Annotated in this window: 16 protein-coding genes and 2 tRNA genes; 10 read left to right on the top strand and 8 right to left on the bottom strand. The window is 29.9% G+C overall.

All coding sequences use genetic code 11. The annotated features are described in order from the left end of the window. Nucleotides 1–16 precede the first annotated feature (16 nt). Entirely contained in the window at nucleotides 17–2,320 is a 2,304-nt protein-coding gene (gene lon, locus OIF36_01725; protein MCV6599187.1) for an endopeptidase La, read from the bottom strand. 199 nt (nucleotides 2,321–2,519) lie between these two features. Here lon and OIF36_01720 point away from each other — a divergent pair, with 199 nt between their 5' ends. From OIF36_01720 to OIF36_01705, 4 genes are all read left to right on the top strand, one after another. Next, a complete protein-coding gene (locus OIF36_01720) occupies nucleotides 2,520–2,663 on the top strand; it encodes a hypothetical protein (GenBank protein MCV6599186.1) in 144 nt (47 codons plus the stop codon). Between the two features lie 107 nt (nucleotides 2,664–2,770). After that, nucleotides 2,771–3,157 carry a hypothetical protein gene (locus OIF36_01715; protein MCV6599185.1) on the top strand — a complete coding sequence of 129 codons (387 nt, stop codon included), beginning with the start codon at nucleotides 2,771–2,773 and terminating at the stop codon, nucleotides 3,155–3,157. Nucleotides 3,158–3,235: 78 nt separating this feature from the next. Beyond that, nucleotides 3,236–3,312 (top strand) — tRNA-Thr (locus OIF36_01710). Between the two features lie 276 nt (nucleotides 3,313–3,588). Next, nucleotides 3,589–4,608, top strand: coding sequence for a porin (locus OIF36_01705; protein ID MCV6599184.1), 1,020 nt, complete (start codon nucleotides 3,589–3,591; stop codon nucleotides 4,606–4,608). Between the two features lie 60 nt (nucleotides 4,609–4,668). Here the strand turns inward: OIF36_01705 and OIF36_01700 are convergent, their stop codons facing one another. Next, nucleotides 4,669–5,412: a UDP-glucose 6-dehydrogenase gene (locus tag OIF36_01700; GenBank protein ID MCV6599183.1), complete on the bottom strand. Its 744-nt coding sequence runs from the start codon at nucleotides 5,410–5,412 to the stop codon at nucleotides 4,669–4,671. Between the two features lie 14 nt (nucleotides 5,413–5,426). Then, the gene (locus OIF36_01695) at nucleotides 5,427–7,409 is read right to left on the bottom strand and encodes a [FeFe] hydrogenase, group A (GenBank protein ID MCV6599182.1); all 1,983 of its coding nucleotides are present in this window, start codon (nucleotides 7,407–7,409) and stop codon (nucleotides 5,427–5,429) included. Between the two features lie 212 nt (nucleotides 7,410–7,621). Between OIF36_01695 and OIF36_01690 the strand changes: the two genes are divergently transcribed. From OIF36_01690 to OIF36_01680, 3 genes are all read left to right on the top strand, one after another. Then, nucleotides 7,622–7,900: an integration host factor subunit beta gene (locus tag OIF36_01690; protein MCV6599181.1), complete on the top strand. Its 279-nt coding sequence runs from the start codon at nucleotides 7,622–7,624 to the stop codon at nucleotides 7,898–7,900. 2 nt (nucleotides 7,901–7,902) lie between these two features. Then, complete coding sequence (locus tag OIF36_01685; GenBank protein MCV6599180.1) at nucleotides 7,903–8,157, top strand: LapA family protein; 255 nt, start codon at nucleotides 7,903–7,905, stop codon at nucleotides 8,155–8,157. A 67-nt stretch (nucleotides 8,158–8,224) separates the two neighbouring features. Beyond that, nucleotides 8,225–8,301 (top strand) — tRNA-Met (locus OIF36_01680). Nucleotides 8,302–8,468: 167 nt separating this feature from the next. On the opposite strand, the gene OIF36_01675 is transcribed toward OIF36_01680, so the two are convergent. The 3 genes from OIF36_01675 to dnaA all read right to left on the bottom strand — a co-directional run bounded on the left by OIF36_01675 (nucleotide 8,469) and on the right by dnaA (nucleotide 10,942). Next, nucleotides 8,469–9,170 carry an AsmA family protein gene (locus OIF36_01675; GenBank protein MCV6599179.1) on the bottom strand — a complete coding sequence of 234 codons (702 nt, stop codon included), beginning with the start codon at nucleotides 9,168–9,170 and terminating at the stop codon, nucleotides 8,469–8,471. A 62-nt stretch (nucleotides 9,171–9,232) separates the two neighbouring features. Next, entirely contained in the window at nucleotides 9,233–9,448 is a 216-nt protein-coding gene (locus OIF36_01670; protein MCV6599178.1) for a hypothetical protein, read from the bottom strand. 165 nt (nucleotides 9,449–9,613) lie between these two features. Further along, nucleotides 9,614–10,942 carry a chromosomal replication initiator protein DnaA gene (gene dnaA, locus OIF36_01665; GenBank protein ID MCV6599177.1) on the bottom strand — a complete coding sequence of 443 codons (1,329 nt, stop codon included), beginning with the start codon at nucleotides 10,940–10,942 and terminating at the stop codon, nucleotides 9,614–9,616. A 443-nt stretch (nucleotides 10,943–11,385) separates the two neighbouring features. Here dnaA and dnaQ point away from each other — a divergent pair, with 443 nt between their 5' ends. From dnaQ to OIF36_01650, 3 genes are all read left to right on the top strand, one after another. Beyond that, the gene (dnaQ, locus tag OIF36_01660) at nucleotides 11,386–12,057 is read left to right on the top strand and encodes a DNA polymerase III subunit epsilon (protein MCV6599176.1); all 672 of its coding nucleotides are present in this window, start codon (nucleotides 11,386–11,388) and stop codon (nucleotides 12,055–12,057) included. A gap of 65 nt (nucleotides 12,058–12,122) precedes the next feature. Continuing rightward, on the top strand, nucleotides 12,123–12,560 hold the full coding sequence (rpiB, locus tag OIF36_01655; GenBank protein MCV6599175.1) for a ribose 5-phosphate isomerase B: 438 nt from the start codon (nucleotides 12,123–12,125) through the stop codon (nucleotides 12,558–12,560). A 14-nt stretch (nucleotides 12,561–12,574) separates the two neighbouring features. Next, entirely contained in the window at nucleotides 12,575–13,828 is a 1,254-nt protein-coding gene (locus tag OIF36_01650; protein ID MCV6599174.1) for a serine hydroxymethyltransferase, read from the top strand. Nucleotides 13,829–13,831: 3 nt separating this feature from the next. Here OIF36_01650 and OIF36_01645 read toward each other — a convergent pair whose 3' ends face one another. Then, on the bottom strand, nucleotides 13,832–14,407 hold the full coding sequence (locus OIF36_01645; GenBank protein ID MCV6599173.1) for a DsbA family protein: 576 nt from the start codon (nucleotides 14,405–14,407) through the stop codon (nucleotides 13,832–13,834). Then, nucleotides 14,404–14,868, bottom strand: a complete 465-nt coding sequence (locus tag OIF36_01640) for a DUF721 domain-containing protein (protein ID MCV6599172.1) — start codon at nucleotides 14,866–14,868, stop codon at nucleotides 14,404–14,406. The genes OIF36_01645 and OIF36_01640 overlap by 4 nt, the downstream gene beginning before the upstream one ends. Nucleotides 14,869–14,900 lie beyond the last annotated feature (32 nt).

Below are 14,900 nucleotides of genomic sequence, written 5' to 3'. Positions count from 1 at the left end.
GATACCCCCTCTTTTTTTATTTTTCCAAAGCATTTTCCAAAACTTTTGATATGTGATCAACTGGTATAATTTCTAATCCTTTTTTGATGTTTTCAGGCACTTCTTTTAAATCCTTAACATTTCCTTTAGGAATAATAACAGTATTAATACCCACTTGTTTTGCAGCAAGCATTTTTTCTTTAAGCCCCCCTATAGGAAGAACTCTTCCTCTAAGAGTAATCTCTCCAGTCATTGCAACATCTCTTCTTACGGCTTTACCAGTTAAAGCAGAAACCAAAGAAGTTACCATTGTAACACCAGCAGAGGGACCATCTTTTGGAGTAGCTCCTTCAGGCACATGAACATGAATTGATTTTGTTTTTAAAACATCTTCTTTTATACCTAATTTTTTTACATTAGATTTAATATACATTTCTGCAGCTTTTACAGATTCTTTCATAACATCACCAAGCTGACCAGTCATAGATATTCCACCTTTACCAGGTATCAAAACAGCTTCAACTTGAAGAGTAACACCTCCAACAGAAGTCCAAGCAAGCCCGGTAGTAACTCCAACTATATTTTTCTTTTCTAGCTGACCAAAAGATAGTTTTCTAACACCAAGATACTCTTCAACTTTTTTCTTAGTTATTTTTATAGGAACTCTCTTTTCTCCTGTTAAAATTTGCTTTATAGCCTTTCTAGCAATTTTTGATATTTCTCTTTCAAGACCTCTAACCCCAGCCTCTCTAGTATAATATCTTATAATTTCTTGTATTGCAGAGCTATCTATAGAAAACTCTGTTTTCTTTAAACCTTTTTCTGACATCTGTTTCTTAATTAAATGTCTTTTTGCTATTTGTATTTTTTCATCTTCTGTGTAACCTGCGATTCTTATAATTTCCATTCTATCTAATAATGGAGCAGGCATATTTAAAGAGTTGGCTGTACAAACAAACATAACATCCGATAAGTCATAATCTATTTCAAGATAGTTATCTGAAAAAGTATCATTTTGCTCGCTATCTAAAACCTCTAACAAAGCGGAAGAAGGATCCCCTCTCCAATCAGATCCAAGCTTATCAACCTCATCAAATAGGAATAATGGATTTGAACTTTTTGCTTTCTTCATTGACTGAACTATCTTACCAGGCATAGCTCCAACATAAGTTCTTCTATGACCTCTTATTTCTGATTCATCTTTAACACCACCAAGAGACATTCTTACAAAATTCCTACCTGTAGTTTTTGCAATAGATTTACCCAAAGAGGTCTTACCAACACCTGGAGGACCTACTAAACATAAAATAGAGCCCTTTATTTTTGACACTCTTTGCTGGACAGCTAAATACTCAATAATTCTTTCTTTAACTTCTTTTAAACCATAATGCTCTTTATCAAGAAGCTTCATTGCAGCAATTAAATCTGAACTTATTTCTGTTTTCTCTCCCCAAGGGATTGAAGTTAACCAATCTAAATAATTTCTAATAATTCCCGCTTCTGGAGACATTGCATTTGTATTTTTATATTTCTTTAACTCATACAGAGCTTTATCTCTAGCTTCTTTTGTGAAGTTTATATTTTTAATCTTTTCTTCGAGTTCTTTAACCTCATCTACTCCGTTTTCATCAGCACCATCAAGCTCTTGACGAATGGCTTTCATTTGCTCATTTAAGAAGTATTCTTTCTGAGTTTTATCCATTTGGTCTTTAACTCTTTTCTTAATCTTATTCTCTAATTTTAGCAAGCTAATTTCATGTTCTATAGTTTCAAAAATCAATTCTAACCTCTTTCTAAGGCTAGATTCTTCTAAAATCTTTTGCTTTTCTTTATAACCAATAATTAAATGTGAAGAAATAATATCGCAAATATCATCTTCACTTTTCATATTAAGTATAGTAGCTAGAGCTTCCGTAGGTATTTTTTCGCTCATTTGAACATATTTTTCAAACTCAGATATAACAGAGTTCTTTAAAAGTTCGTGATCTGAATTGGATATACTTTTAAACTCTTTAGTGAAAGCCATTAGGTATTTCCTACCTTCAACTTCACCGTTTATTTTTACTCTTTCTGTTCCTTCAACAAGAATTTTAACAGTTCCATCTGGTAGTTTTAATAACTGCAGAACATTGGCCAAAATACCAACTTTGTATAAGTCTTTTGATTTAGGCTCGTTTTCTTTATCATTCTTTTGAGTTAACAGTATAATCTTACCATTGTGTTTAAGAGCTTCTTCTAATGCAAAAATAGATTTTTGTCTTCCTACAAACAGAGGAACCACCATTTTTGGAAAAATCACTAAATCTTTTAACGGTAAAACTGGATATGCTTCTATACTCATCTTCTTCCCTTTCATCTTATATATATAGTATAAGCATCGAAACTTTAAAAATCAATATGTAAATGATAAATAATCCAATTAGATTATATATTTAATAATTTTCTATACAGATTATTAACAAAACTTATAAAGTAGTATCATTATATTGATAAAAACACACTTTTATGATATAATATTCCAGAAAAAAAGGAGACCACAAATGAACTATAAATCTAAAGAACAAAAAAATGGGTATATAAAAAAAGAGAATGGAAACGATGTTGTATTAACATTAAATAAAGATGGAGATCCAAAAGCTCCTAAGGAGGTTTTCACTTTAAAAAAAATAGGCCAGAATTTCTAAAACATTGCACCTATCATTATGATGAAAATGGCAAATTAGAACTTTTTAAAGAAGTTACTAAAAATGAGCATTGGGAGAAAGAGGATACAGAAACTTATTATAAGGACATGAAAACCTTAGCACCACATATAACAACTGAAAAAATAAAAGATGGAAATGTTATTAATTCTTTAGAAATAGAACAGGATAGAGATTCTTTAAAAAAGAGAGAAACAAAAAAGCTTATTATAGACGATAAAATCAAAGATTTTTATGAAGGTAATTTTTGCCATTATGAAGACGGAACATTGAAGGTAGCGATTGAAGTTTATGAAAATAAATTGAGAACCATGAACTTAAAAGAATTTAATCCGAATGGAACTTTAAAAAACAAAAGTAGTATGATAACATATAATGGAGAAGTATTAGAGGCATCAAATACTAGAAACAATCGCACATCTATATTAAACAAAAGGGAAAGAATACAACCGAAAGATTTAGATTTTTCCTTATAATCATTATACTTCTTTCAAAAAGTAAATTCTTTATTGATTTATATTTAATTATAATGTATATTTCTCTAAACTCTTAGTGCTGATGTAGCTCAGGTGGTTAGAGTGCGCCCTTGGTAAGGGCGAGGTCGGGAGTTCAACTCTCCCCATCAGCACCATTTACACTAGGAAAATATATTTTATAGATTAACAACATGTAAATACTTTTTTTATTACATATCGTAAGAAACCGCATTATTATCTATAAAACCTAATAAAAATCAATAAAAATATTCTTTTATAATCAAATAGTTAAAACAATAACAGTGTTATTTTTAACACACATATCTAAAAAAACACTATTTATATTGACTAAGATTCTTAGAAGTGTCAATATATTTATTGAGGCGGATTGAAATACCAATCCAAGTTTAAAAAAGAAAAGGATTTTTATTATGAAAAAAACTGTATTACTAGCTAGTGCTGCTGTATTGCTTGCAGGAACTGCTCAAGCTGCAGACGGACTAAAACTAGGTCTAGAAGGTAATGCTTCTGTTTACGGTGTTTATGCAAACCAAGATGTAGACAAAGCAGAATTTGAAATTAAAAAAGAAATGACTGTTAATTTCACTGGTGAAACAATGTTAGATAACGGTATGAAGGTTGGAGTTGCTATTGAAACTAATGTTCAAGAAGATGATAACGACGGCGAAGAGGAAGCTTACATCTATGCAGAAGGCGGCTTCGGTAAAGTTATTGTTGGTAAAGAGTACAATGCTGCTTACTTAATGCAAGTTGCTGCTCCTGCAGTTGATGCTGAGTTAGACGGTATGGATCCAACATATGATGTTGTTACTAACGGAAGCAATAAAGTAGATACTACATCTTATGCAATGTTCGGCGATGGTTCTTCAGAAGATGCTGGAGAAGATAAAATCACATATATCTCTCCTGTATGGGATGGATTACAAGTTGGTGCTTCTTACTCTCTAGGTGCTGATGACGATGGTGATGACAACAGAGCTGAAATGAGTGATGAAAACAACGAAAAAATGTCTCTTGCTGCAAGATATGCGGTTGACGATGTTATGGGAGCTGACTGGGTATTTGGTGCAGGTTACAATAAAGATGTTGCAGCCGACTCTAAAGAATGGAATGTTGGTGTAAATGCAATGGTTGATGCTTGGGATTTAGGTGTTGCTTACTACACAGAAGAAGATGTTACAGATGAAGTTGAAGCAATTGCTGTTGGTGCAAACTACACAAACGGAGACTACACTTATGGTGCTTCTTACCTATACAAAGAAGTTGGGGATGAAGATGATCTAGAAAGATACATGGCTGGTGTTAATTATGAATATGGACCAGGTATGAAACTAAATGGATCAGTTGCTTATAATACTTATGATTCAGATGGTGGTAGAGATGAAAATGATGCTACTGTTGTTGCAATCGGTACTGTAATCAATTTCTAATCTAAATAAGATTTAGAAAAAAGAGAGCTTGATTTTTAAATCAAGCTCTCTTTTTATTAACTACTTTCTAAAAATAGAATTTAGGTGTTCTAAGGACTTTATAAGCTCATTTAACGGATGATTTTTTGTACTTTCATCAAATGCCATAACATCTTTAGGGAAACACTTACCACCATACCCTAAAGAACCATCTGGACCAGGAACCATTGTATGTGTTTCATTAATATATTTACTTAATAAAACCCCCTTCTTTACATTATCATAATCACACAAATTTTCTTTACAATAGTCATATATAGCATTAAAATATGTAACTTTTAGAGCTCCAAATACATTATGAGCATATTTAGCTATCTCTGCTTCTGATGAAGTCATCTCAATATAAGAGTGATTAATAAAAACATTTTTTAATAAATCTATATGATTTGTAAAAACCATAGGTTGTGTTTTAAAATCTTCAAATGCTGTTCTCTCTGTTAAAAACTCTGGCATAAAGTTAACAGATTTATTAAATTCTTCTGATAATTTTTTAGAAGTTCCTGGTTTTATTGTTGTTCTTATAAAAATAGGTCTATCAGGCACTGTTTTTAAAATACTTTTTAAAACACTTAAATTCTGTGTCCCATCTTTCTCTGAAGGAATGTGAATACTAATAAAGAATATATCTGCTTTTGTTAAATCATCATTAATTCCTTTCGGTGGATCAGATATAACCACATCATGATTTGTATTTTCCTTTAACCATTTATCAAAAGATTGACCTAAAATGCCATAACCTATTATACCTACTGTTAGTTTTTTCATTATTTTTCCTTTATTTATATTTTATATTCATCGTTTTCTTTAATTGGCTCTTTAAGTTTGCAACTACCACATTTTGAAGGGTCGCAATCTGGAGAATCAGAGTCTTGAACAACAACTTCTTCATCTCTAGCCTTATAACTTGTATGGAATAATTTATGAGATTTCCCTGTAGATGGAGACCCTTCTACAAAATCATTATAAATATCTACAACAGCTGGATTTTTATAAGATATTCTTGTTTCAGCACCAGCATCTAGCTTATAAAGACCTTCCATTCTAGCCTTTCTAATCTCATCATTTACAGGCACTGGTTGTCCACCACCGCCTAAGCAACCACCAGGGCAAGCCATTACTTCTATGAAATCAATATTTGAGAATCTTTCATCTCCTGATTTTAGCCCTTCAAGAATTTTTTTAGCATTTGCAATTCCATTAGCTACCATAACATTAACTTCAGCTCCTTTTACAAAATCAAAGTTATCAAAAGCATCTTTAACAAATTCAGGAACTTTTGAAACAACATTTTCAATTTTTATTTTTGCTGTTTTAATTCCGTCAAATCCTCTTACTGGTTTTATATCAGCATGAGTAAATAATTTTTCTAAACCTTCTTCTCCTGTAACTATTTCAATAACAGTTCTAAGAGCAGATTCCATAACACCACCTGTTGTAGCAAAAATAACACCAGAACCTGTTTCTTTACCAAAAATATCATCATATTCTGACTTAGGTTCTTTAGTTATATCCATAACACCAGCTTTTTTCATCATTTTTGCAACTTCTCTTGTTGTGATTGTTAAGTCCACATCTTGATAGCCAGAATCATTCATTTCCTCTCTTTGAGCTTCATATTTTTTAGCAGTACAAGGAGTCATTGAAACACTAACTATATCCTCTGGATTAATTCCATTTTTTTCTGCATAATAAGTTTTAATAGCAGCACCTTGTATTTGAATAGGACTCTTTGTTGTTGATAGGTTTGGAATAAACTCTGGGTAGAAGTTTTCAATATAAGAAACCCAACCAGGGCAACATGAAGTCATTTGAGGGAACACAACATCTTCCCCTTTAGATTTTTTCTCCAATCTTTGTAAGAATTCAACACCTTCCTCAACAATAGTCATATCAGCACCGAAAGTTGTATCGAAGACTTTATCAAAACCAATTTTTCTTAATGCTGTTACAATCTCTTTTGTTAGCACTGTTCCAGGAGCATAACCAAACTCTTCACCAATAGCGACTCTAACAGCAGGAGCTGTTTGAACCACAACATGTTTATTAGGGTTATCAATTGCATCCCAAACCGCATTTTCATGAGTATTAATAGATAGAGCTCCAACAGGGCAATGAGTTATACATTGACCACAGTCAATACATTTTGAGCTACCTAATGGCAAATCATTCATTGTTTGAACTTTTCTTTCAATACTTCTTCCATCCATATGAATAGCACCAATTTGCAACATATCTCCGCAAGCTCTAGTGCATCTACCACATTTTATACACTTATTCATATCTCTAATAACCGATTTTGAACTATTATCAATTTCAAAAACAGGCTGAGTAGCAGGGCGGAATGTGTATTTACCTGAACCATATAGCTCTGCTAGCTTTTGCAATTCGCACTCACCATTTTTCGGACAGTTATAACACTCTCCTATATGTTGAGAAATCATCATATCAACAATTACTTGTCTAGCTTTCCTAACTCTAGGAGAATTAGTCTTTACAGTTAATGGCTCTAAAATAGGAAAACAACAAGATGCTTGTATCTTATTTTTCCTACCACCTTGAGCTTCAACAACACACATTCTGCAAGATCCTGATATACATAAATCATCATGATAACATAATGTTGGAATATGTATACCTAACTTCCTAGCAGCTTGTAAAATTGTAGTTCCGTAAAGAACCTCTGTCTCAATACCATCTATTGATACTTTTATTTTTTCCTGATTAGATTGATTAACTTGTGTCTCTTGGCTTAAATTACACATATATTTTTCCTTTATAAATAAAATTCTATATATAATATATAGAACAAGCATATATAAAAGTCAATCTCATAAATATAGCGATAAGCCAACAAATAAGCATTTAATAAAATTTCAACTTTCAATAAAATATTAACACAGAATTAAGAAAAGAGAAAAACCCCTTGATTTTTGGTGTTTTATGTACTAACATTTATATATAAGAGAGGTGTTTTATGAAAAAATCTAACATAATTGAAAAAATGGCAGAAAAGAATCCACATTTATCAATTTCTGATTCAGAATTGATAGTTAATACTATATTATCAGAAATTATTAAAGCTCTTAAAAATAAAAAAAGAGTTGAACTTCGTGGTTTCGGCATTTTTTCTACTAGGTTGAGAAATGCTAGAAAATCTAGAAATCCTAAGACAGGAGAGGCTGTAATGGTGGAGGAAAAAACAGTCCCATTTTTCAAATCTGGTAAATTATTAAAAGAAAGAATAAATAAATAACTATGAGAATAATTTCCTCTATTTTTTCATTAATTCTCATATTTATTATAGCAATTTTTGCTATAAGCAACAGAACTGTTGTTGATGTTTCTATGTTTCCTTTAGAATCTGCATACAAAATGCCTTTATATATGGTTGTTTTAATCTCAACTTTGTTTGGTTTTTTATGGGGAATAATGATTATGTCATGGGGCTTGTTAAAAGCAACAATAAAACATAAACAACTAAGTTTTAAAATTAAAAGATCTATAGATTAATAATTTTTCAAAAAAAGCTTGACTATTTCGTATTAGCATAGTATATTCGCTAATACAAAATACTCGTGGCAGGGTAGCTCAGTTGGTTAGAGCAGAGGAATCATAATCCTTGTGTCGGGGGTTCAAATCCCTCCCTTGCTACCATTTTAAATTAAATCAATTTTATTTTTAAAAAATCTAGCGAAGTTTTAAACTGCTAGTTTTCTTTTTCTCTTTGCTAAAAATATTTCTGATTTATAAGTTATTAAAAGAAAAATACTCCGTTTTCAATAAATAACAAAAAAAGAGCAGTTTTTCAACTGCTCTTTTTTCTATTTAAAAAATCCTTTTATAAAATCTTTTGCTGTATCTTCTATATCTTTTAATGTTTCTTTACCTTTTGAAGCAAGAGCTCCTAGAGAATCTTTTGAAACAATGCTCAAAACATCATATAAAGCTGTTGAAGCTTTTAAAGGTTCCTTCTCTTCACCCAAATCTTTAATAGATATATCTGGTAAGTTAATATTAAAAGTATCTCCTACAGCCACTTTAGCATCCTGTACTAATAAACTTTTTATAATAACTTTCTTTTCAGCTGTAACCACTTCATCTTTTTTAGAAGTTTCCTTTGTTTCCTTAATTTCTTTTTTAGGCTCCATACCTTTTAATAAAGCATTAAGGTTTCTACCTTGTTTTTCAAGTGTTATTTTTGGAGACTGCATTAATATAGAATCTATAACTATAACTTCTTTAAAAACAGATTTTATATCTAAATCAACAAAAACATTATCCAATCTAAAGGCCTTGCTAGAGAATCCTTCTGGACTTGAGATTTCAAGATTTTGTAATGATATAGATCCATCTAAAATACTTAAATCAATTTTTTCTAGACTAACATCTGTTTTCATAGCTTTACTACCAAAATGTTCAATTCCCTTTGCAAGATATCTAGGAAATAATGGTGAGAACAAAAAGCCAATAACCAACAACAGTAATAAGACTAATAGTAGCACTAAATATTTAATTTTTTTCATAATAAACTCCCTTCTTTTAAACAAGATAAAGATTAACATAAAAAAATATAAAAGTCAGCAAATTATTTTTTTAAAGAGACTTTCTTTGTTGCCTTAACTCTGCCGTACATAGCAAATAATGCACCCGCAGAACCTATAGAGGTGATAATTATTTCTGTAATTTGAGTCTTATCTTCTACAGATATTTCATACCCAAACAAATTTGATAATATTAAAGCAAATAAAGCTACAAAAGCTCCAATCATAGTTTTTGATTTTAAAAAGTTTTTTTCTTCCATTTTTTCCTCCTATATAAAAAATAAGCCCTCGAATTAATCGAGAGCTTTTATCTTTAAACTCAAATGAAAACAACTGTTTTCAACCAATCTTATATAGGATTAAATTCCTTTTGTCAAGTTTTTTTATATTAACACTTTAACTTAATTAAGATAAGGATATACTTTTTATCCAAGATTACGAGTAATTATTTCTATATCTTCTTTAATACTTGCATTCTCAACTTTAAGATTATTAATAGTTTTTATTGCATGCATAACTGTTGTATGATCTCTACCACCAAATTTTCTACCGATTTCTGGCAAAGAATAAGAGGTCATTTGTTTAGATAAATACATCGCAACTTGTCTAGGTCTAGCCACATTTCTACTTCTTCTATCAGATTGCATCTCTGAATTTTTAATATTATAATGGTTTGAAACAGCTTTTTGAATTTCTTCAACCGTAACTTTCTGACTATTTGACCTTAATATATCACTTAAAAGCTCTTTAGAACTTGCTATAGTAACTGGACGACCAACTAGTTCACTATGTGCTACAACTCTATTTAGAGCTCCTTCTAACTCTCTAACATTTGAAGTAATGTTATCAGCTAAGAAATCTAGGACATCATCAGGAACAGGAATACTAAAACCTTCTAATTTTGATTGTAAAATACCTAATCTTAACTCATAAGTTGTAGGATGAATGTCTGCAACTAATCCCCATCCAAGTCTAGTTTTTAATCTTAACTCCATACCTTCCAAATCTGAAGGACTTTTATCCGCAGATATTATTATCTGTTTATTTTGATCTACCAACGAGTTAAATGTATGAAAAAATTCTTCTTGAGTAGAATCTTTTCCACAAATAAATTGAATATCATCAATCATTAAAACATCTACAGATCTGAAATTATTTTTAAAATCCATAGCATTATTGCCTCTAAGAGCATTAATAAACTGATACATAAAATTCTCAGCGGACATATATGCAATTTTTTTCTTAGGGAATTTTTCTTTAATCTCCCAAGCGATAGCATTCATTAAATGAGTTTTTCCAAGACCAACTCCTCCATATAAAAACAGAGGATTAAAATCAACTTTATCAGAATTTGCGATTCTTTTTGCTGCAGAATAAGCAAATTCATTTGTCTTACCTACAACAAAATTTTCGAATTTTAAACTTTCATCCAAAGATATATCAAATTTTATTGTTTCTTTTTCTTCTACAACTTCTTCCTTCGATTCTGTATTATCTGCTGATTTAAAATCATCCATAACCATAAAATCGATATTTACTACAGAATCGTCAATATCCTTCCAGCTAGAAACAATATTATCTATATAGTTACTAACAATCCATGTTTTCATAAAATTTGTCGGAACAGCCATTAATATAGTATCTTGAACTTGTTGGCACACATTTATTGGTTCAATCCATCTTGAGTACAAAGTATCGCCTAAGTCTCTTTTTAAGATATTTTTTGCTTCATTCCATTTATTATCAAGTGACATTTTTAGCGATTCCCTTCTTTTTACACTCTTTAATAGTAATCTATATATTATAAATAAAAAAAAATCAATGTTTTTTTCTGTGTATAACTTTGTGAATAAAATTTTACTTAATTAGTAAAAACTAAGGAAAAGTGGAAAAAACCACTCTTACAAACAAAAAATTATTTTTTTATAAACAAGTGAATAAAAGAATTAACAAAGAGGTATAAAAGATAACTTTTTATAAAAAAACCTTATAATCTAATATATATTTGATATAAACACATGTTTATTATATTGTGGATAAACTGTTCATAAAAAATAATCACCATAATTAACAGTACAAACTAAATAAACAAAAAATATAAAATATATTTATATTAATTGTATGGATTGTTAGTTAATAATTTTTTTAATAAAATTTTTCCTTGAATATAATATTTAAATGATTTATAAATTTTTTTATGAGAGAAATTGCCTTAGATACAGAAACCACAGGATTTGATCCTTTTACAGGAGATAAAATAGTTGAAATAGGTTGCGTAGAGTTAATAAACCATGTGCCTACAGAAAATGTATGTCATTTATATATAAATCCAGAAAGAGAAGTTCCTGAAGAAACTATTAGAATCCATGGATTAACAAATGAGTTCTTAGCAGATAAGCCTATATTCTCACAAGTATCTAAAGAGTTTATTGAATTTATAGGTGATTCTCCACTAGTTATTCATAATGCTGAGTTTGATATGAAATTCTTAAATTATGAGTTAGAAAATATTGGCTATAAAAAGTTAGAAAATAAAATTGTAGATACTCTTTTAATTGCTAGACAAAAGTTTCCAGGGTCCCCTGCAAATCTTGATGCTCTTTGTAGAAGATTTGGTATAGATAATTCGAATCGTGTTCTTCATGGAGCTCTTTTAGATGCTAGGTTATTATCAGAAGTTTATTTGGAGCTTTGTGGTGGTAAGCAACCTGAGTTTTTAAAAGAATCGGAAAATAATAATAAGAAAACTTTTTTAACAAGTAGTGTAAAAAGAGATTTTAAAGAGCCTAGAAGATTCGAAATAAGTAGTGAAGAGTTAGAGGCTCATAAGAAAATGTTAGAAAAAATAAAAGATTCTATTTGGGACTAATTTTTTAACTTGATTATTTTTTGCAAAGAGAATAATATCTATAAAATAATATCCAGGAGTTAATCATGTTTAAAAATAAAAAAATATTAATAGGCTCTGATCATGCAGGTTTTGATTTAAAAAAAGAGTTGATAAAATTTCTAGAAGAAAATAAATACGAAGTTCATGATTGCGGAACTTATAAATCGGGAGAATCTGTTGATTACCCCGACTATGCAAATAAATTATGTAGTTTAATTAAGTTAAACAAGGCTCCAAAAGGTATTTTAATTTGTGGAACTGGAATAGGAATGTCTATAGCTGCAAATAGACATAAAATTATCAGAGCAGCTCTTTGTTTAGATTCTGAAATGGCAAAGTTATCAAGAGAACATAATGATGCAAATGTTTTAGTTCTTGGAGCTAGAATTACAAGCTCAGAAGATGCAATTAATATAATGCAGACATTTCTAAATACGAATTTTGCAAAAGGAAGACATCAAAAAAGAATAGATAAAATATAAAGGAGAAATAGTTAATGAGATTTTTTACAAGAGGTTTAAAATTAGCTGATAAAGCTGTATATAAAAATATTAAAAAAGAGTTCAAAAGGCAAAGAGATGGAATCGAATTAATAGCTTCTGAGAACTTAGTATCGAAAGCTGTTATGGAGGCTCAAGGATCTATTTTAACTAATAAGTATGCAGAAGGCTATCCTGGTAAAAGATATTACGGTGGTTGTGAGTTCGTTGATAATATTGAGCAATTAGCTATAGATAGAGTTTGTGAATTGTTTGGATGTAAATATGCTAATGTTCAGCCTAATTCTGGTTCTCAAGCAAATCAAGCCGTTTTTTTAGCTCTTTTAAATCCAGGAGATAAAATTTTAGGAATGTCTCTTGATAATGGTGGACATTTAACTCATGGCTGTCCTGTTAATATGTCTGGGAAATGGTTTAAACCTGTATCTTATGGTGTAAATGATGATGGTTTCTTGAATTATGAAGAAGTTGAAAAGCTTGCTAAAAAACACAAACCAAAATTAATTATTGCAGGAGCCTCTGCTTACTCTAGACAAATTGATTTTAAAAAGTTTAGAGAAATAGCAGATAGTGTTGGTGCTTATTTAATGGTTGATATGGCTCATTATGCAGGGCTTATAGCTGCAAATATTTATGATTCTCCTATGAAGTATGCAGATGTTGTTACATCAACTACTCATAAGACTCTAAGAGGTCCTAGAGGTGGCTTAATTTTATGGAATAATAAAGACTTAACTAAGAAAATAAATTCTGCAATATTTCCTGGACTGCAAGGCGGTCCTTTAGAGCATGTTATAGCTGGTAAGGCGGTTTGTTTTGGCGAAGCTTTAAAAACAAGCTTTAAAAAATATCAGAAACAAGTTTTAAAAAATTCAAAGATGTTAGCTAAAACTTTACAAGAAAATGGAGTTAATGTTGTATCAGAGGGTACAGATTCTCATATTGTTCTTGTTGATTTAAGAAGTGTAAAACTAACTGGTAAAAAAGCAGAGAAAGCTCTTGAAGAAGCAGGACTAACTTGTAATAAAAACACTATTCCAAATGATCCTGAATCTCCATTTGTAACATCTGGTATAAGACTTGGAACTCCTGCTGGAACAACTAGAGGATTTAAAGAAAAAGAATTTAAAAAAATTGCCGTTATGATTTCTAATGTTCTAAAAGCTGTTGGAACATCTAAAGAAAAGAAAGTTATAAAAACAACTAGATCAAAAGTTATCAATATGTGTGATAACTTCCCAATATATTAGTATTTATTTTAAGGCAGAATTAATTTGAGATTTTATATCTTTATAAATTAAGCTGCCTTTAAATGGTTTCCCATTTATATAAATAGTTGGAGTACCTCTAACTACTTTTTTTTGCTTATATTCATCAATTCTTTTTAGAAACTCTACAAATGATTTCTTATCTTTTTGACATTCATATATTCTTTCTCTTGATATATATGGTGAAAGAACTTCTGATATAGTATTAAACCTATCATCAGCATAAGTCCAATCTTCTTGATGCTCAAACATAGCACTCATAGCATTGTAATGGTCTCTAGCATCAGGTATGCAAGATAGAATAGCTTCCACACCTATAGAGGCATAATCTAAAGGATAAGGAACATACTCTAGTGATGCTTTATTATCTACTATAAAGTCTCTCTCTATTTGAGGAGCTATTTCTGTGTGAAATTTTTTACAAGGATAGCAAGCCATAGAATAATATACTTTGATTTTTACAGGAGCATTTTTTTCTCCAATCATTATATTATTATTTATTGCAAAAGAATTTTTACATAGTATAATTAAAGCTAGTGTTAATATTATTTTTTTTATCATTTTAATTTTCCTCTTTGTGCCATTGATTTTCCTAATCTCTCTAAAGCTATTTTTAAATCATCATTCTCTATATTGCAAACTTTTTCTTCAATCTTATTTTTTAATTCACTTGGTATAATAATAGGTTTTTGATTTGTTTTTAAACTTTTGTCCTTAAAAACAAACTCTATTTTTTTAAAGCTTTTATAACCATAGAAAATATTTATTTTTTCAATAAGCATTGGAGAAATATATTTTGCTTCTAAAGAAAAATTTCTATCAGACATAACAACTAATGATGAAGTTTTTGATATTACTTTTATAGGTTTTAATATTTTAGAGTATTCTTTACCTACAATTTTATCCCAATTCTTGATTAAATTTAGAAATTGATAATCATTGTTCTTTGAGTTTTTTTTGTAAATTCTTGATAAAGACTCCGATAAAGGGAGTAATTTATAATATCTTTTATCTTTTTTCATAATGTTTTTTCTTGTTTATTTGTGTTATGTGT

The sequence above is a fragment of the Alphaproteobacteria bacterium genome, from assembly GCA_025800285.1.
Lineage (GTDB): Bacteria > Pseudomonadota > Alphaproteobacteria > JAOXRX01 > JAOXRX01 > JAOXRX01.
This window is presented reverse-complemented; position numbering and strand designations above follow the sequence as displayed.